The sequence below is a fragment of the Paenibacillus profundus genome (assembly GCF_021369635.1).
In the GTDB taxonomy this organism is placed as follows: Bacteria; Bacillota; Bacilli; order Paenibacillales; family Paenibacillaceae; genus Paenibacillus_B; species Paenibacillus_B profundus.
This window is the reverse complement of record NZ_JAJNBZ010000022.1, coordinates 13,316-31,585: the sequence shown is the minus strand read 5'-3', so window position 1 is coordinate 31,585 and position 18,270 is coordinate 13,316. Positions and strand designations below refer to the sequence as shown.

The 18,270-nt window shown below is 51.5% G+C and carries 21 protein-coding genes and 1 pseudogene; 16 read left to right on the top strand and 6 right to left on the bottom strand.

All coding sequences use genetic code 11. The features are described 5' to 3' along the window. Positions 1–63: 63 nt before the first annotated feature. Positions 64–777 carry a phosphatase PAP2 family protein gene (locus LQV63_RS21615; protein ID WP_233698260.1) on the bottom strand — a complete coding sequence of 238 codons (714 nt, stop codon included), beginning with the start codon at positions 775–777 and terminating at the stop codon, positions 64–66. A 208-nt stretch (positions 778–985) separates the two neighbouring features. Between LQV63_RS21615 and LQV63_RS21610 the strand changes: the two genes are divergently transcribed. Then, positions 986–1,984 carry an asparaginase gene (locus tag LQV63_RS21610; protein ID WP_233698259.1) on the top strand — a complete coding sequence of 333 codons (999 nt, stop codon included), beginning with the start codon at positions 986–988 and terminating at the stop codon, positions 1,982–1,984. Positions 1,985–2,025: 41 nt separating this feature from the next. Next, the gene (locus tag LQV63_RS21605) at positions 2,026–2,724 is read left to right on the top strand and encodes a copper homeostasis protein CutC (RefSeq protein WP_019421698.1); all 699 of its coding nucleotides are present in this window, start codon (positions 2,026–2,028) and stop codon (positions 2,722–2,724) included. Between the two features lie 160 nt (positions 2,725–2,884). Here the strand turns inward: LQV63_RS21605 and LQV63_RS21600 are convergent, their stop codons facing one another. Then, entirely contained in the window at positions 2,885–3,109 is a 225-nt protein-coding gene (locus tag LQV63_RS21600) for a DUF1128 domain-containing protein (protein WP_019421699.1), read from the bottom strand. Positions 3,110–3,305: 196 nt separating this feature from the next. Between LQV63_RS21600 and yyaC the strand changes: the two genes are divergently transcribed. The 9 genes from yyaC to LQV63_RS21560 all read left to right on the top strand — a co-directional run bounded on the left by yyaC (position 3,306) and on the right by LQV63_RS21560 (position 12,925). Further along, a complete protein-coding gene (gene yyaC / locus LQV63_RS21595) occupies positions 3,306–3,842 on the top strand; it encodes a spore protease YyaC (protein ID WP_233698258.1) in 537 nt (178 codons plus the stop codon). A 522-nt stretch (positions 3,843–4,364) separates the two neighbouring features. Beyond that, complete coding sequence (locus LQV63_RS21590) at positions 4,365–5,159, top strand: alpha/beta fold hydrolase (RefSeq protein ID WP_233698257.1); 795 nt, start codon at positions 4,365–4,367, stop codon at positions 5,157–5,159. A 145-nt stretch (positions 5,160–5,304) separates the two neighbouring features. After that, entirely contained in the window at positions 5,305–6,081 is a 777-nt protein-coding gene (locus LQV63_RS21585; RefSeq protein ID WP_325175909.1) for a DUF6483 family protein, read from the top strand. Positions 6,082–6,103: 22 nt separating this feature from the next. Continuing rightward, positions 6,104–7,357 (top strand): class I SAM-dependent methyltransferase, encoded by a 1,254-nt coding sequence (locus tag LQV63_RS21580; protein ID WP_233698255.1) that lies wholly within the window; start codon positions 6,104–6,106, stop codon positions 7,355–7,357. Between the two features lie 857 nt (positions 7,358–8,214). Continuing rightward, complete coding sequence (locus tag LQV63_RS21575; RefSeq protein ID WP_019421705.1) at positions 8,215–8,889, top strand: PilZ domain-containing protein; 675 nt, start codon at positions 8,215–8,217, stop codon at positions 8,887–8,889. Positions 8,890–9,023: 134 nt separating this feature from the next. Continuing rightward, the gene (locus LQV63_RS21570) at positions 9,024–10,373 is read left to right on the top strand and encodes a glycerol-3-phosphate responsive antiterminator (protein WP_233698254.1); all 1,350 of its coding nucleotides are present in this window, start codon (positions 9,024–9,026) and stop codon (positions 10,371–10,373) included. Positions 10,374–10,460: 87 nt separating this feature from the next. Further along, positions 10,461–12,476, top strand: a complete 2,016-nt coding sequence (locus tag LQV63_RS21565; protein WP_233698253.1) for an O-antigen ligase family protein — start codon at positions 10,461–10,463, stop codon at positions 12,474–12,476. Between the two features lie 83 nt (positions 12,477–12,559). Then, on the top strand, positions 12,560–12,694 hold the full coding sequence (locus LQV63_RS31540) for a hypothetical protein (protein ID WP_267934146.1): 135 nt from the start codon (positions 12,560–12,562) through the stop codon (positions 12,692–12,694). Then, a complete protein-coding gene (locus LQV63_RS21560; protein ID WP_233698252.1) occupies positions 12,695–12,925 on the top strand; it encodes a hypothetical protein in 231 nt (76 codons plus the stop codon). Between the two features lie 111 nt (positions 12,926–13,036). Here the strand turns inward: LQV63_RS21560 and LQV63_RS21555 are convergent. Continuing rightward, positions 13,037–13,288: pseudogene (locus LQV63_RS21555) on the bottom strand (carbohydrate ABC transporter permease); the annotation flags it as partial. Between the two features lie 2 nt (positions 13,289–13,290). Between LQV63_RS21555 and LQV63_RS21550 the strand changes: the two are divergent. Together LQV63_RS21550 and LQV63_RS21545 are read left to right on the top strand one after the other, a co-directional pair. Continuing rightward, complete coding sequence (locus tag LQV63_RS21550; protein WP_233698251.1) at positions 13,291–13,614, top strand: hypothetical protein; 324 nt, start codon at positions 13,291–13,293, stop codon at positions 13,612–13,614. Beyond that, positions 13,515–13,832: a hypothetical protein gene (locus tag LQV63_RS21545; protein WP_233698250.1), complete on the top strand. Its 318-nt coding sequence runs from the start codon at positions 13,515–13,517 to the stop codon at positions 13,830–13,832. Before LQV63_RS21550 ends, LQV63_RS21545 begins: the two co-directional genes overlap by 100 nt. A gap of 163 nt (positions 13,833–13,995) precedes the next feature. Here LQV63_RS21545 and LQV63_RS21540 read toward each other — a convergent pair whose 3' ends face one another. The 3 genes from LQV63_RS21540 to LQV63_RS21530 all read right to left on the bottom strand — a co-directional run bounded on the left by LQV63_RS21540 (position 13,996) and on the right by LQV63_RS21530 (position 16,138). Continuing rightward, entirely contained in the window at positions 13,996–14,949 is a 954-nt protein-coding gene (locus LQV63_RS21540; RefSeq protein ID WP_233698249.1) for a D-2-hydroxyacid dehydrogenase, read from the bottom strand. Between the two features lie 330 nt (positions 14,950–15,279). Next, positions 15,280–15,591, bottom strand: a complete 312-nt coding sequence (locus LQV63_RS21535; protein WP_019421714.1) for a hypothetical protein — start codon at positions 15,589–15,591, stop codon at positions 15,280–15,282. A gap of 94 nt (positions 15,592–15,685) precedes the next feature. Next, on the bottom strand, positions 15,686–16,138 hold the full coding sequence (locus tag LQV63_RS21530; RefSeq protein WP_019421715.1) for a cupredoxin domain-containing protein: 453 nt from the start codon (positions 16,136–16,138) through the stop codon (positions 15,686–15,688). Positions 16,139–16,333: 195 nt separating this feature from the next. Between LQV63_RS21530 and LQV63_RS21525 the strand changes: the two genes are divergently transcribed. Genes LQV63_RS21525 through LQV63_RS21515 form a run of 3 tightly spaced genes read left to right on the top strand, consistent with a single transcriptional unit; the run spans position 16,334 to position 18,157 of the window. Further along, a complete protein-coding gene (locus LQV63_RS21525) occupies positions 16,334–16,945 on the top strand; it encodes a DedA family protein (RefSeq protein ID WP_233698301.1) in 612 nt (203 codons plus the stop codon). After that, a complete protein-coding gene (locus tag LQV63_RS21520) occupies positions 16,942–17,508 on the top strand; it encodes a thioredoxin family protein (protein WP_019421717.1) in 567 nt (188 codons plus the stop codon). Before LQV63_RS21525 ends, LQV63_RS21520 begins: the two co-directional genes overlap by 4 nt. 22 nt (positions 17,509–17,530) lie before the next feature. Further along, a complete protein-coding gene (locus LQV63_RS21515; RefSeq protein WP_019421718.1) occupies positions 17,531–18,157 on the top strand; it encodes an MBL fold metallo-hydrolase in 627 nt (208 codons plus the stop codon). Positions 18,158–18,270 lie beyond the last annotated feature (113 nt).

Genomic DNA, 18,270 nt, shown 5'->3' with positions numbered 1-18,270 from the left:
CTATTTATGCAATTTGAAACAGCATTGTGTTGAAAATATAGAGTTTCATGCTGCAAATCGTCATTATGATGTAATCGAATTGCCTCCCCTGCCTTTGAGCCATTGCATTGCATAAATGCAAGCAAGTAACCAAGCTGCTCCTGCAGCGTAACCGGCTATAACATCCGTTACGAAGTGTACGCCTAAATAAATGCGGCTCAGTCCAATGCAGACGATGAGCAGCAGGGTCAGCACAAGCACGTAAGCCGCAGGCTTGCCTTGCTCCTTCAAGTGCAGCCATATAATGTAGCCAAGCATGCCGTAGAAAGACATGCTGACCATGGAATGTCCGCTTGGGAAGCTGTAGCCGCTCGCCTGCACCCAGTGCTCCCAATCCGCCGGCCGCGCCCTTTGAATCAGATGCTTCATTACTTCATTAAACAACGAACTGCCGATAAGCGCAATGAAAAGGCTCATCGCATCCCACCGTCGCTTGAGTATGAATGCCAAAACGGCAGCTAATACGAGAGCAATCGGTATAATAATATGACTGGAAGCCAGATGTGTAATAATGGTAACGAACTCCGTAAATGAAGGAGAAGCCACGGAACGTACCGTATCGGTAACAGCCAGATCGAACTTATGGAAGCTGTCGCTCATTACGCCTCTTGTAAGGATGAAGAGAACAATAACCAGTGCGGGCACGGTTATAATTCCCCATAACAGATTTAACGTGAACTTTGCTGACGGTTTAGCAGCAGAAGAAGGGGACTGAAATTGATTTTTAGATATTGTCATTGCTTCTCCTTTAGGTGTATGGTAGAAAAGGAACAATCGCAATTCAAGAAGCGCATGGAAGCACAACATGAAATTTTGGTAAATATATATATGCATACCATATTACCATAGATGGATGCAACCTTATGTAATATAAGCAGGTGCTGTAAGAAAGAGGTATAATTTACGTTGCTGGTTCCATTTGGATGGCAAAAAGGAGAAAGTCGAGATGCATGAACAGTTAGTAGTAGAGACTCGGAACGGTTGGCTTGAATGCGAGCATAGGGGCTCCATTTGCGGTATCGATCGGAATTTACATATTTCTTATGCGCTGGGGGATATTCAGTCTCCGATGTTCTTGCGTTCGGCGGGCAAACCTCTGCAGGCGATCCCTGTCGTGCGGAATGGAGTGCTGGAACACTATGGGCTCGATGACAAGGAATTAGCGCTCATGACCGCATCTCATCGCGGGGAGTCGTATCATATTGAGACGATGGAGCACATCATGGAGCAGAGCGGGCTCGAAGAAGACCGGCTTATCTGCAATCCGTCCTACCCGTTGAACGAAGAGACGAAGGAACTGCTTCTGCGTGCGGGAGGACAGCGGCGAAGAGCGTATCATAACTGTGCTGGCAAGCATTTCGGCGTGCTCGCCTGGAGCAAGATGATGAATTGGGATTTGGGGACGTATACCGAGCCTGATCATCCAGCACAGGTGGAGATTGCACGTACGCTGTCGGAGATGTCGAACATGTCGTGCGAACAGATGCGGGCGGGTACCGATGGGTGCGGATTCCCCGTCTATGCGCTGCCGTTGCCAGGCATCGCAACCGCTTATTTGAAGCTCGCTTGTCCCGAGCTGATTGAAGATGCAGATACCCGGCGAGCGGTCACTCGGATAAGAAAGGCGATGCATCGTTACCCTCTTCTCGTCGGTGGAACGCAACGAATCGATTCCATCTTAATGGAGGATGACAATATTATTGCCAAGGGCGGATTCAAAGGCATATTCGCTTTTGCTCTGCGCAGCGAAGGATTGGGCTTCGCCTTCAAGGTGGCAGACGGTTCGGACGAAGAGTGGGCTCTCATTGTTGCTTCGATATTAGAGCAGATCGGATATGAGCGCACGGAGACGATCGAGAGCATTCGCCGGCAGTTTCCGGAAACGCTGACCAATGATAACGGGAAGACGGTAGGCGCGCAGAAAGCTGTGTTTACGTTCAATTGATATACATCATAACTTTACATCACATTGGATGAGGTGACCTTATGAATTCTATCGTACTTGAAGTTATCGGAACGACACTGCAGGAGGTTAAGACGGCTGCACAGCACGGAGCCGACCGAATCGAACTGATTACGGGCATTACGGAAGGCGGGCTTACGCCAAGCATCGGGCTCATTGAAGAGGCATCCGCTGCCGTTGATATCCCTGTTAACGTGATGGTGCGTCCGCATAGCCGCTCCTTCGTCTATGATGCAGACGATATGCGCACTATCGTTGAGGATGTGCGGCGTATTCGCCAGACCGGAGCCAATGCGATCGTATTCGGCGCACTGACGCCGGGAGGGAAAGTTGATGTTCCCGCTTTGGAACACGTGCTGGAAGCTGCTGACGGCATGCAGATGACGTTCCACCGCGCTATTGATGAGGCAAATGATATTTACGAGGCGTTGGACGTGCTCTTAGCCTATCCGCAAATTACGACGGTCCTTACGTCCGGCGGCAAACCGAGTGCGCTGGATGCGCGTGCAGAACTTGCTGCCATGGTTCGTCAAGCCGAAGGGTCTAAGTTGGCTATACTGGCCGGAAGCGGCTTGAAGCAGGATGCGGTGTCCAGCTTTGTACGGGATACGGGCGTTCAACAAGTTCATTTCGGCTCCAATGTGCGGGTGAACGGACAAGCCTTGTCTCCTATCGATCCGGGTCGCCTCCGCACCTTGAAGGCAACGATTCGCTCGCTATAGACAAAGGAAATCTCCCTTATTTGCCGTGTGGTGCTACAGGATAAGGGAGATTTTTGCTTTACTATGCTTGATGAGGGTTCTTCCAGCCTTGTTCCAGCTTGTGTAGCGGATATTTCATTTTGCGCAAAATGGATTCCATCGCAGTCACTTCAGATCCTCATTAAGAACGACGCAACCGACCCAATTCCGATACGAGCGCTTCTACTTCACTAATGCTGAATGAGGGCTTGCTGATCACGATATCGTAAATGTCCTTAATATCATCATATTGCTCCACGGAAAATGCAGATGACTGCATAGCGGCAGCGGTTGCCATTTTCAATCTGTCTTTAATCGTGTCGATCATTTGTTCCACGCTAGCTTGCGTTCTATCCTGTACACTCATCATTCGTTCCTCCTCGGACGTACTTCTTCCAACATGCTCGTATTGTATCACGAATGCACCGGAAACTAAACGCTGAACGGCGACGTTGCGCTCGGGCTCATTTCTCCATCCGGAGGTCTATACTTATGCACTTGGCAGAGAGTGCATTGTGAAGTACAATAAGGCATCATGTGGAGAAAAAAGGAGTACCCATCCGATGCAAGGCAACTTAATTTCGAATCTGGAAGTTCCGTTTACGGGGCACAGGCATAAACTGTCGGGGAAGCAGCTAGACGCTTTTTTTCAACAGCTGGAGATGAAGTATTCGATAGAGCACATGATGTTTGTCTGTATCGGTACAGACCGTTCCACGGGGGACGCGCTTGGGCCGCTGGTTGGGACGCGTCTTGCAAAGAGCGGATTGCGTCATGTTATCGGCACGCTGGATAATCCATGCGATGCCTCCAATCTGGAAGAGCGGCTTGCTGCGATTCCGGAAGGAATGGTGACGGTGGCGATTGACGCATGCTTAGGGCATCCATCTACGGTCGGCCATTTCTTAGCGAGCGATCAGCCGCTGCTGCCTGCGGAATCGGTCGGCAAGCCGCTGCCTGCAGTCGGGCAATATAGTATTGCGGCCGTAGTGAACGTGAACGGACCGAAGCCGTACTGGACACTGCAGACCACATCGCTGCGCGTCGTAATGAACATGGCAGATGAGCTTGCCGATGCTATCATCCGTTCAGTTCTTTGAAATCGACATGCATAATTAATCAGACTTTCCCATAGAAATGATGACGTGGGCCAAAATAGAAGATGTTGAAACAGGGCCCGGGAACAAAAAAAGGAGCCGGAACATCCATTCCGCCTCCACACACATAAGGTTATATCACGTGAAAAAAAAGGAAACAGCTGCGTTTTGATCCGTTCGTGGGGAACGGGTCATTTTTTATCGTGCCGGTCCGTCAGCTTTAGAATGAGCTGAACCAGGCCAAGAATAAACGCGCTCGTGGCAAAGAACATTTCGAACCCTTCCATGATCGTCACCCCCTTTCTGCAGCGAATGAAGAAAACTGGAGCAAATCCTGCGCCGTAGAAGGTGCTGATTCAGTTATTTACAGTTTGTGTAATATACTCTATACTTATGGACGATTTGGGCATGCTAGAATCTTTGGACATGAAATCGTAAATTTTTTTTGTAATATTTGTAAAGTATGCATATCAGACTGCAGATCCGCATATCTTTATAATTTATGATGGAAAGAGGGGATGAAAGATGACACGTATCCGAGTGAATACAAATTTCAACATGCATGTCGAGGAACAAGGGCGAGGCCCTGCTATTATAATGCTGCACGGCTTTTGCGGAAGCTCGAAATATTGGTCTTCCCTTATTCCGCTGCTATCTGAACAATACAGGGTGATCGTTCCGGACCTGCGGGGACATGGTAAGAGCGACGCACCAGTCGGAGCCTATACGATCGAGCAAATGGCGGATGACATCTTGGACTTGGCAAACACGCTGGAGCTCTCCAAGTTCGTTCTGCTCGGTCATTCGCTTGGCGGATATATCACGCTATCATTCGCACAACGGTACGCCGATCGCTTGAACGGATTCGGATTGATTCATTCGACCGGGTATCCGGATACGGAGGAAGGCAAGCAGAAACGTGTGGCTACAGTGCAGTCTTTGCAAGCCGGGGGCATCGTTCCGATGGTGGACGAGCTTATTCCGAAGCTGTTCGCTGCCAGCCACATTGACGAACATGCGGAACAGGTGAGCAAGGCGAAGGAAATTGGCTATCTTACGCCTCCACAAGGCGCCGCGGGCGCTGCGCTGGCGATGCGGGAACGTCCTGATCGGACTGCGGTGCTTGCCGCGACGGCGCTGCCGTTGCTCTTGATTGCTGGAGAGCAGGACGGAATTGTAACCTCGGATAAGATGTTTACGGTGAATGGCCCGAATGTGACTCAAGTGACATTGACGGGTGTTGGGCATATGAGCATGATGGAATCGCCAGAGCGTCTTGCGGATGCGGTTGCTTCATACATGCATCAGATTCGAGCGTAACAGAGCTATTGCTTACCTCATTGACATTACAATGACAGCGGGCGCCTCCCTTGTGGGTGGCGTCCTTTTTCGTTATACTGTAGCTGATCTTCGACGAGCACCGTTTAAGCAATGGTGCTAATTCAGTTGCATGTTTTTCCGTCGGATGAGCAGTATCATCCATATCAATGCCAATTCAGGTCGGGGTGAGAAGAAGATGTACCGGAGAGATTATTTGTTACGTTTAATTGAGGAAATGACACAAATGATCGGCAAAGCGATGGGACTTCGCGAGCAGAAGAAACGGACGGAGCTGCTATTTGAATGGGATGAACTGATGCAGCGGCGCTTCCGTATTAACGGTGAGCTGTCCGATAAGCTGTCGGCTGATGATATGATGCGTCTCTTCATGACCAATGGACGCTTGCATGCCGATGAACTGCAGGCGTTCGCATTCCTTCTCTTCGAAAGGGCGAAGCTGGAGAAAGAAAAGGGGCTGCATGAAGACGAGGAAAGACATCTCGATTCGCGTCTTGAAGGTGTGGAGCTCGGGCAGGCGGAAGCCATGTATATACGGCGTTCCATGAAAGCCTTGAATTTGCTGCTTGAAGCGATGCTGCACGGCAGCGATCGGAAAGTGCTTCCGGTTATGCCGAGTATGGAGCAGCTTCTTCACGAGCTGAAGCCATACAAGCTGGAGGAGAGCGCACTCGCTCGCTTATGGCGGTGGTTCGAGCAGGAAGGACGTTACGCCGAGGCGGAGGATGCGCTGTTTCACTGGCTGCAGAGTGCAGCAGAGCGGCCGGACGAGCTGCAGCTCCGCAAGAAGCTGGCGCACGGCTTCTATGAACGGATGGAAGCTCTGCCAGACGAACAGCTTGAACAAGGAAGACTGCCGCGTGATGAAATTAAACAGGGGATGGAAGATGTGTCATCCCTCTAGATTGAGGATGTAGGAGCAGACGATGGAACAATTAAGACAATTAGTGAATCAAGTCATTCAACAAGAAACGTTGAGCAGCGCCGTGCTTAGCCAATTGCGCAGCAAACCGGTTGAAGGATATTCCAAGGTGACAATGAAGCCGGTCCGTGTTCGCGGACAACTGCAAATGCAGTTCGAATATCATTACGACAACAAGGTCACACACGACAATGTGCCGACGGAGGAGGCAGCGGAGCGGCTTATGTCTCTCTTGGAGATGACCTTCAAGCAAGCGCTCCTGCGAACGACGGAAGCGGACTATCAGGTGCTTATCAGCAAGAAATACAAGGTGGCTATTCGCAAGCAAGCTGCTGTCGTGAAGCAGGTCGACGTTTCTCATAACCGCAAGAAGCGGTATATATTGACAGAAGGCGATCCGGTCCCTTTTCTTATTGAACTCGGCATCATGAATAAAGATGGCAAAGTGCTGGCCGCCAAGTATGATAAATTTAAACAAATCAATCGTTTCCTCGAAATGGTCGCGGACATACTTCCCTACTTGCCGCAAGATCGAATGGTGCGGATTATTGATTTTGGCTGCGGCAAATCGTATTTGACGTTTGCACTGTACCATTTTCTTCATGTTCAGTCCAAGCTGCCGGTTCATATTGTCGGGTTGGATTTGAAAAAGGATGTAATCGAACACTGCGAAGCGCTGGGGCGTCGTCTCAATTATGATGGATTGTCTTTCCTCATGGGAGATATCGCCCAGTATGAAGGGGCTGACGAGGTTGATATGGTCGTCACCTTGCACGCATGCGATACAGCTACCGATGCAGCGCTGAATAAGGCGGTGCGTTGGGGCGCGCGCGTTATACTATCGGTTCCATGCTGCCAGCATGAGTTGAATAGGCAAGTAGAGCAGGATGTGTTGGCACCGCTCTTGTCTCACGGTATTTTGAAGGAGCGGTTTGCATCGCTTGCTACCGACGCGATTCGTGCCAAGCTGCTCGATTGCGTCGGATACCGGACGCAGCTGCTCGAATTTATCGATATGGAGCATACACCGAAAAATATTTTAATCCGGGCCGTTCGCGTTGAAGAACAGGACCTGTCGGAGGCGAAGGCGGATACCAATGCTGATGCGAATGCGGATGCGATTCGCATGACAACTCCGATAGATGCGCAGGCATGGCAACAATATGAGGCGTTTCGGCAGTTTTTGCATGCCGATCCGTATTTGGAGCGGGCGCTGGGCGATATATTGTCGGCACGCGGATATCAGCGAACGACGTAAGACTAAGGAGGGCCTTCGCAGCGAAGGTCCTCTTTTTTAGACGTCTTCCGCCTGTGGTGTCACTTTCTCCTTCCCGGAGAAGGTATGTCCGTTCGATCCTTTGCCTCGCTCTCCCCTCCAATCAGAACAGCAGCAACCCATTCTCCTATTAACGAGTAAGTTTCTTAGCGCTTCCGTTCCATGGTCCTTATATCCAATCTCCCATGCAGTCAGGAAGGATAACGACGAGAAAAGGCATACGTCAGGAAGGATCACTAACGTCTGAATTAAGGTACATACCGTTTCGTATCGACATCATGTCGTGAAGCGACTAATCTTGATGGCAGTAAACTCGGCAGCTTCCAGAGTCGTCATTGGTCGTACCGCATCCTGATGAAAGGGGAGAATGAAGCAAAGGGGGAGAGAAAGCAAATCCCCTTCAGTCCGAACGACGCGCCGTTTTACTATCTTTCGGAGCATTTCGTTAACTATGAAGAATCGGTGCCTTCCTATTTGACAGGCGGTACGCATGTAACGTTTTTATAACCGTCGGCAAGGTTGTGGTGACAATCCTTATGATGATAAAGCCTCGATAGAGGTTTTCTTATCCAGACGAAGCTGCAATAGCTAAAGAAGCTCGACTACTAGAAGCGTAACTCTTCAAAGATCGTCAATTTTGGACGATATAGAAACATGGGTAGTCGTGCCTATGATCAATCAGGCATCGGAGATGCGGCTGCATGTGCCGGGACGGGCGCATTCCCTTGCCGCACAAGACTAAGGCAGTTTATTAACGAACCGAAGTCAACGTATAAGGGAGTGGTCCTCGGGCCGTGGGCCAGCGGACCTAAAGAGATGGTAGGAGGGCTTAAACAAATATGAAAGACACGTATTTTACAGATACCCCGGAGTATTTATTGATTACATTGCTTCATAGCCGAACCGTACTGGAGGGTGATAGCTGTGTTGCGACAGGTGTGTTATCCTATATGGAGGGCGATCTCATTGAAGTGGGATTGCCGGAATTCGAACGGTTTGAACTGGGAGAGGCGATCAAAGTCACCATTTATTCCCCAGTGGGTATTTTTAATTTTACTACGAAGGTTGTGGCGCGCCATCAAGGCTCGTTGTTAATCATTCATCCTCCTCAGCAGCAGCGGAAGTTCGCGGATAAGCGTGAATACCCCCGAATTGATGTGAATAAGCAAGGAGTTATTACTTCGAGACAGACGATGCAGGGCGAAATAAACGCGCTATCGACACCGGTTCAGATACATATTCAAGATATCAGCTTGAATGGATTGGGGTTTACGATGACCATGGGCAGCGCTTTAAGAGAAGGGATGCAGGCAGATGCAGAGCTGCAGCTCGGGTTTGTTCTGCCGTGCCGCCTGCATGTCGTCCGCCACTTTCCACGCGAAGAAGAGATGTTTTGCGGCGCAAAGCTCATACTGAACGATGACGAATCAATGCGCTCCTTGCGGGCGTTCATCCTGCGTGAACAGATTAAGGCGCATATCGAGCGCAAGACGAAGCGGGAGATACGCGGATAAAGGTGTCGTAATGGGCATATCACAGAACTAGATTCAGCCTATAGCATAATAGGAGTGAAAGGAGAAGATTCGACGTGACCAACGCTTCCAGAGGTGTTCGCACGCTTCTTATTTGGTTTCTGGGAGCACTTATCGTGCTTGCGGCCGTTCCATTCATGCCGTCGAAGGCAGAGGCTGGAGGAAGGGTGTTCCCTGAGAAAATCTTCAGTACATATGAGGTTGATATTAATGAAGACAAGAATGAACCCATTCCACCTACAGTAACGGGAGCCACGTATCAGAATCTTTTTAATGCGAGTCCGGACATCGCTGAGATTAATGTGGATTTGACTCAGGGCAATGGGATATATGCGATACACCCGAAGCAAGCGGGAACGACCACGGTTCAATATGAATGGAAATTTCCCGATGACCGCATCATCGTGCATAAATTTACGGTAACCGTTACGGACGGGAATCTAATGCCTCCCAGAATAAACATTGATCAAGAAAGAAATTTGAACAGTTATTTTTTGCTTAACGAAAGTGGAAATAACAATATGACTATTTCGCTTGATCGATTATTTACCTTCTCCCAACCGATAAATTGGGGGAACCCATCGTCATTGCATGTCACTGATGATATGAACTTATTTGTTATTGAGAAGAATCTTGTCAATTCTAAAGATATCGTATTAAAAAACAATAATCGTTCTGGCGATACTAGGGTCACTATAACGTTATCCGATATAACAGGAAAGAAAGCCGTTTATTATCTCGACATTACAACCAACTGGGAACCTGTGCCGCATCCTCAGCATGTCCATGTGTTGGTGCAGCAACCAATAACTATTTCCTTAGAAGAGCTAGGATTGTTCACTGATGCAGACGATGATAAATTGAGTTTTTCATTGCTTGGCCAACCTGTTTTTCAAGCCCGGATCGAACAGGATACATTGATCTTTCAGACCGATTCAACTGGAGAAACTTCGATTTATATAGAAGCGTCTGACGGGCGAAGAGGAAGCGCAATTGCAGAGTTAACAGTAACATCGTGGGCTTCGGAAGAATCAGGGATAGCAGGAACGTATCCGGAAACGGAGAACAACATCGTCCTGACAAACGTAACATCAGGATCGTATATTCTCGCTCCCATGCAAATGAAAGTGCCTGCGGAGGCAGAACTGAATCAATTGGTGTCGAGTGGAAAGGCGCGATCGGTTGAATTGACGGATGGCAACGAAGCTCGCATTTCGATTGATACGGCAAATGGTCTCCCTGAATTGGCTGCAGGAGACTATGGATTGTACAGGCTAGACAACTCTATTGTGTCTTTGGAGCAAGTTATACACACGATTAGTAAAGATATTATCTTGCAGCAACTTAAAGATATCGACGCGCGTTATGGGAATAACGGCGTAGATATTATGGATGCGAGAAGATGGCTCTTTGAGCATAAAAATACTTATTTTTATACCAAAGTAGTATTATCGTTAATACAATAAATTGTGCAGAGGTCAACCTGGGGTTGGCCTCTTATTGTTTCGAGCACACTGATGGCTACGAGAATAGATCTGATAGGAGGACGGCAGATGGACAGGGAAACAGGAAAACGGAATTGGCGGGTAAGCGCAGGCGCGGGAACAGTGTTCGCGGTGCTGCTGCTCTCGCTCTGGCAAAAAGGTCTATTCTACGATCGGGATACGCATTTGCTGTCGTTATTTTTATTCCTTATTTCTTTTATCGTTATCTTATATACGAGAAAAGTACGAATGACGCTGCCGCTGCTTATTACTGCGATTGTAAGTGTCTGTTACGCCATTACGCTCATGCTTCATCCGGCAAGTACATATGGAACGGAGATGCAACTAATTCGGTGGGTGATGTATGGTGCATGGGTTATTCTGCTTACTGCTCTATTGGATGGGCAGCGCGGTGGACGCGGATTTCGAATGGTGCTGGCGGGAACGGCCGTAGTTGGTCTCATTAGCAGTGTGAGCGCGCTGGCCATGCTGTACGATTATTTGCCATATAACTCCGGTGTCATGACGAGTCAGGATGCCCAATTGTCTGCTCTTGGGTTCCGGCTGTCGGGATTGGTTCAATATCCGAATACGCTCGGTGTCATTGCGGGGGCGTTCGCACTGCTGCACTTGCATGGCATCACTGCCGGAAAAACGCTGCGGGATCGTGTCCTGGCCGCCATGCCCCTGCTGCCGCACCTGACCGTGCTCGGACTTACTGAATCGCGCGGGGCATGGTTCGCTTTTGCAGTGGTGTGGGCTGCTGGATATTTGTCCGCTCGCGGCCGCCGCACCGTTTATTTGCTGCACTCCGCATGGTTTACGTGCTGGGCCTTGGCCGCTGTGGCGAGTACGGCTTCGCTGTGGCTGTCCGAGAGTTCGCTCGTGCCGCTCCCCGTCATCGTTGCGTGGGCAGGCTCGATCGGATTATACATGTTGCTAGAGAGGCTTCGCTATCGCCGCCGAGCGTATGTGACCGGCTATGTCCTCATCATGGCGGCGCTGCTCAGCTGGGGCGCTATGATGATGCCATCCGGCGCGGCGAACCGGGTGACGGATCATTATGAGACGGCTGGCGCCCGCACTTTATTTTACAAGGATGCCTGGGCGTTATGGCAGCGGAGTCCTTGGCTCGGCGCAGGCGGAGATGCGTGGCGGCAGCAGTTCGCAAGCATGCAGAGCGAGCCTTACGTTGGCAAGGAGGTGCACAGCAGCGTTTTCGATTTTCTGCTCGACATCGGAGTTGTCGGCACGCTGCCTGTGTTGACGCTCGCGGCCTTGGCGCTTGTCCTTGCTTGGCGCAGGCATGCGGGCCTCGGCATGGCTGGTGCCCTGATTATGCTGCACAGCGCGATTGACTTCGATCTGGCCTACGGCTTCATCACGCTGCTGCTGCTGCTCTTCCTTACCCTTGGCACGGATGCACATGGGGTTGCCGTGCCAAGGGACGAACCGCGGCGCGGGGGCCCGCTCGGGCGCCCAGGCGCCCGGCGCCGACGGCTTGCGGCGCTCGCGCTGGCCGCGCCGCTTGCGGCCGTGGCCGTGCTCGTGTCGTGCCACTTGGCGGCACAACACTTCGCGTCCACGGCCGCCGGCGCCACGGCGCAGCTGCACAGCGCGCTGCGCCTGACGCCCGCGGACACGGCGCTGCGCATCGCCGTGGCGCGGCGCTTGCCGCCGCAGGAAGCGGCAGCCCTGCTTGCAGTGGGGCTGCGCTATGAGCGCGACGGCAAGGCGCTCTACCGCGAGCTCGCGCTGGCAAGCGAGCGCCGCGGCCGCGCCGAGGAAGCCGCCGCGTACTGGAAGGCGGCGGCGGACAGCGACCGCTTCGACCGCGTCCTGCAGACGGAAGCGGTCGAGCGGTTAGCGGCAGCGGCGCGCACGGCGTCGCTGCAGGGCGACCGCCAGACGGCGGGCCTGCTCGCGAACGCGGCCGCGGAGCGGTTCCGCAGCTACGAAGCGGACGTGCGCCGCGTGGAGGCGATGCCGCATCCAGCGAACGGCAAGCGCTTCGCCATGACCGAAGAGGCGAAGCGGGCATTCGCCTCTATCTATTCGCTGATGTCCGAGCCGCCTGCGAACTAGGCGGAAGGCGGAGGGATAAGCACCCATACGCGTTTGGCCATTCGCTCATACCGTGTAGCATATGAACGGAAGGAGACATCCGCATGAGCATGGTCACACGAGTCCCTCCATTGAATGATCCTCAGTTGAAGGGAAAAGCAGCGCAAAGCCGCGATCTCAAGACGGTGTATGAGAAGCAAGTGTGTGGCCCTATCCTTAATCGGTTCACCGTCGTCTAGGTGCAGTCGAACGGGGTGCCGTTCAGCACGCCGGGATTTTTTGCGCGCGTCTTCGCGGGGAACCGCCTGATCTCCACCCGATCCTTCGATCGCTTCGGAGTGGTGCGCTTCAATAACATTGGCACGCTGACCAACGTTGCGCTGACGATTCAAATCTTCAACAGCAACGGCGTATTGTTCCGTACGCGCAGAGTGCCTGCCGGCGTCGAAGCATTCGCCGTCATCGGCTAAATGCAACGCCAACGACCGATATCCTGTGAATAGGGATCGGTCGTTTTACTTGTCGTGCTATTCACTTATCTTGAACCTTGGCCTGTCGCCATGCGATTGCATGACAGCCGCCTATTCCTTCGCCGCACCGAGCACGATGCCGTGCACAAAATATTTTTGCAGAAATGGATAAATGGCTAGTATCGGAATCAAGCTGATAAAGATTTGCGCCGATTTCACGGTGCGCTGGGACAGCTTCTTCACTGTCTCCGGGTCCATGTTCGTGAAGTCGGTCTACACAACGATCGTCTGCAGCAAGGTAGCAAGCGGCAGCTTCTCCACTTCGCGCATATAAATCAGTCCGTCAAAGTAGGAGTTCCAGTGATGTGATGCTGCGCAAAGCGTACAACGAACGCCTCGTTCAAGATGTGCGGACGAATTATGATGATGGCAGACTCATTACGCAGAGCGCGGCAGCGGATCAGCCGGGAGCTCACGATGCTTCGATGGAGCCGCTCGATGTGGCGGCCTGGACGATGTATTTTGGTGTTTTTCATGGCGGGACGCCTTATGAAGGTACGCGTGACTTCTTAGAGGAAGCCCACCGCCTATGGCCGGACAAACCGATTCTGAATACGGAGTCGGACATTGGAGTCAGCAAGACAATAGCGAGAGCGATAAGCAGTCTGGCATTTATAACGATACGATGAAGGCGTTGATGGAGCAGGCTGCAGTGACATCGGAAGGGGAGGCCAATCCGCAGGGATTCGTTGCTGGCATCGACTGGTGGTCGATGTACAACTGGTACGTGAACCACAGCCAATGGATTCAGACGATGGGGCTGATGCATATGGATCGGGAGCAGGAAAAGGATGTAGCCGAGCTGCTCCGCAATGATTATGGCCGGCTTGCCGAGCAGACGAGGTAAGCGGTCTGCAGACCGCCAAGGGCGCGAAGAATGCAGGATCCCATGTAAGCAGGGGGCCTTCATTCTATCGCGTCTTTTCTTATAAAGATTGTTTTTTTAAAATCCACATTTTGAACTTTTACTTATATTTGAACTTTTACTTAAAAAGGTTACAACTGGCACATTAATATTGGTTATCGTAATTGACTACGTTGCGAGCTGGCTCGCCTTGAGTGAGGTAAATCTGCAAGTTCTCGATAAACAATGCCGTCACCCGTTCCTTCAGCTGATCTGTATTCCCGCCGATATGCGGGGTGATGATGACGTTGTCCATCGACCATAACGGATGATCCTCAGGCAAAGGCTCGATATCGAACACGTCCAATCCGGCGCCGCCGAGATGGCCTTCCTGCAGGGAGCGCACGAGCGCGTCCGTCTCGACTGTCGTGCCGCGGCCGACGTTGATGAACAATGCTCCTGCTTTCATTGCCGCAAAGCGCCCTTCGTCGAACAGTCGGAGCGTTCGGTCCGTCTTCGGCAGTACATTGACGACAACGTCGCTCTCTTCCAATACCTTGTCCAGCTCTTCAAGCGAATAAATAGCTTCGACATATGGCGCCGATCGCTTTGAACGGCGTACGCCGATAACGCGCATGCCGAACGCTTGGGCCAGGCGGGCAATTTCTGTACCGATATGGCCAACTCCGATAATGCCTATCGTCTTCCCTGTCAGCTCGGTGAAATGCCCCTCTTTATTCCACGAGCGCTGCTGCTGATTGCGAATAGCCCATGGGAGCCCGCGCGTGAAGGCAAGCAGCATCGCGAACACCGTCTCCGCCATCGGTACAGGGTGAACGCCCCCGGCATCGGTGAGCATGATCCCTTTCTCTTGCAGTGCTGCAAACGGCATGTAGTCCGCACCCGAAGACCATAGCTGAACCCAACGCAGCTTGGAATCCTGCTGAAGACATTCCTCCGCGGCAGTGCCGCACCAGCCCAGAATGACTTCCGCATCGCGGTAGACGCTTCGGTCCAGCTCATTCGGCCGCCCGAAGAGGATGCTCCATTCCGGCGCCGCCGCGCGGATGTGCTCTTCTTGTTCTGGCGTTAATCCGTGCAGGCAAATCATGTTGCGCATCTGACTTCCTCCTCCTCCTATGCTCCTTTATAGAGGCTTTTCACTTTTGAAACACGTGTAATATTCAAATTCCTCATCGACCTTTGAAATTCCTGTTTCACAGCAACATTCCACTGTAATCGCTGAAAAACGGCCAGCTCCACTTTATAAATTACAGTCTACATGCCATTCAGCCGCTCAATCACTACCTTTAATTGTATATTTTCCAACGGGGCTGTCGCAGATAGAGCGACCATAGCAACAAGAACAGTGCGCTAAGGACAAGCGCCCACCGCATGCAAAAAAGGCTGCCAGGACAATGATGCGCGGCAGCCTTGCCATTCAAGTCAATCATCCGCCGAAGGATTGGCGGAAGCAAGTAGACAGCTTCGTCCGATCCACATTCCACAGGTCAGCGAGAGCGCCGCTAACGGCTTCGTCGAACCAGTCGGCAAGCTTCTTGCGGTTATTCGCGTTCTCGTGTACCCAGATCAGATTGGCAATGACCCTTTTGTAATACAAATCTTCCCCTTGCTTCATCAGCTCGTCGGATATCCAGACATTCATTCGTTTGACCGTGCGATACAACTCATTGTTGCAGGCGCGGCGAATTTTTCTCGCGGATGGGAGGGACATGGCGTGGCGTTCTTTGGGTGCTTTCAACGTGTGACAAGCTCCTTTCCTGCGGATATGCTACAGCATATGCAGGATTGAGGCCTGTGGTCGCTTTCCCAAGTTGATTGCGAGACCCCTGATGTTAATCGACGACGATATAGCCGATCATCGGGCCTTCGTGGCTCGCATCGGAATGAGTCAGGCAGACGATACGGTATATCCCCTCCTTCGCAGTAAAGGACACGACCGTTTCTTTGTTTTTTTCCACCGTTCCACGCAGGTTCAGGCCTTCGATGACGAAATCGTGCTTATTGCCGTTCACGCCGCGTATGCGCAGCTCTACACGCTCGCCGTCATTGGCGAATACGGTACCGGGATCGAAGCGGTATACTTCCATGTCCTGACCGTTATCCAGCTTCGTCTTGAATTCTCCGGTAACCATGTGAATGACGCGTACGGCCTGTACCGCGGCTTGAGTCTCACGTTCCGTCCGCAACGTCTCATAGCGCCAGAATGCAGCCGCAACCATAACGGCAACGACAGCAATGACGCCTAGGCGCCACTGCTTGCGGGACACTACCCAAAAACGGGACATAACTGCACAACCTCCTCTAAATGAAGTGAACTTTTAATAGATGAAATGCAGATGACTTCGACAATTCCTAGTACAAGTCGTGCTAGTCCATATGTATGCCGCTTCTTTGGGGGTCATGCCAGCTGTTGGAGTCATGTCCACTCATATGGTAGAATAAACTGGTACAAAAACAGAGGAGAGAAGCGTGCCGTGGGGATGATCCATCAAATAGTCAGTTCGCTGCTGAATTGGGTGCAGCAGCTTGGGGAATGGGGAATTATGCTGGGGCTCATGATTGAGGTTATTCCCAGTGAGATTGTGCTGGCGTACGGGGGATTTCTAGTTTCGACTCAGCAGATTAATTTTATTGAAGCTGTTATTTTCGGTGTCATCGGCGGCGTGCTTGCGCAGCTTTTTGTGTACTGGATCGGGAGATACGGAGGCAGACCGTTTCTGGAGCGTTTCGGGAAGTACATACTGATTAACAAGCATCATATCGACAAATCGGAGGAATGGTTTCAAAAATACGGAGCGGGGGTCATTTTTAGCGCGCGGTTCGTTCCAGTCGTCCGGCATGCGATCTCGATTCCGGCCGGAATTGCCAGAATGCCGGTATGGCGCTTTACGGTGCTTACGACATTGGCCGTCATCCCGTGGACGATATTTTTCGTCTACTTGGGATTTGTGCTCGGAGACAAATGGGAGACGATAAATGAAGCGGCAGCTCCTTATGTAAAGCCGTTCATTTTAGTTGCGTTAGCCATCCTTATCGTGTATGTTGTCATTAAATATACTAAATCCAGGAAGAAGGCGGGGAAGCGGAAATGAGCAAAAACGTTGCTGGCGTTCTAGGCAAAGGCATATCACCACAAGCATTCATCGATAGCATGCAAAAAAACAAAGAGGCGTTTCTCTCGTGGTACGAGCAATTCGAATGGGCGAATGAAGAGGATAAAGCGTACTTCGAATCGCTCCAATTCCGTGACGATATCCGTTGCCTTATCTTGGCGGCAGACTGGTGCGGAGACGTCGTTCGCAACGTTCCGGTCGTGTTCCGGGCGCTGGAGACGGCGCAGATGCAGACTGAAGTGCTCATTATGGAGCAATTCCCTGACGTGATGGATGAATTTCTTACGATGGGTGGACGTTCGGTTCCTATCGTTATTTTTGCGGATACCGGGGGGCACGTACTGGGGCAATGGGGACCTCGCCCAAGTGATGTTCAGGCGCACATGGTTGCATTCAAGCAAGCGAATCCGGATCGTGAAGCATCGGATTATCAAGACAAACTTCAAGTGGTCAGACAGCAGATGATGAAGCAATACGGTGAAAGCGCTGCTTATCATGCCCGCATTGTTTCCGAATTGAGAGAGCTGCTGTCCGCCCTGTAATGATCTAAGGCGGAGGTATATCATGTTTCGTATTCAAAGTTATTCATTGGGACCCGTGCAGACGAATGCCTATGTGCTCACGAATGAAACGACAAATGAAGCGATCGTCATCGATCCGGGGATGAATCCGGAGCCGCTGCTGGAAGCGCTGAAGGGCGTTTCTGTCAAGGCCATACTGTTGACGCATGCCCATTTCGATCATATTGGGGGCGTAGATCGTGTACGAGAAGCACATGGCGATTGTCCGGTGTACATACATGAACGGGAAGCGGAATGGCTGACGACGCCAGAGTTGAACGGCTCTACAATGTGGCCGCAGGTGTCGCCTCCGATGTCGATGAAGCCTGCCGAGCATTTGCTGCAGGACGGCCAGACGGTAGAGCTGATCGGACATACCTTCCATGTTATGCATACGCCGGGTCATTCCCCGGGCAGCGTCAGTTTCCTGCATGAGAAGCATCTTTTCTCGGGAGACGTGCTGTTCCGCACGTCCGTGGGACGCACCGATTTGCGGGACGGCAATATGGAGCAGCTGCTGCAGTCCATCCATGGGAAGCTGTTTCCGTTAGCTGATGACGTCACCGTATATTCGGGTCATGGACCTGTGACTACCATCGGTTATGAGAAGGAACATAATCCATTTGTGTAAAGGCGGTTGTTCAAAAATTTCCTTCTTCGGGAATGCTTCCGATGCGGTTTTCTCACGAAAACTTGCACTACTCGGTGCTGAAAGGTGATCTTTTTGAACACGCATGAAAAGAT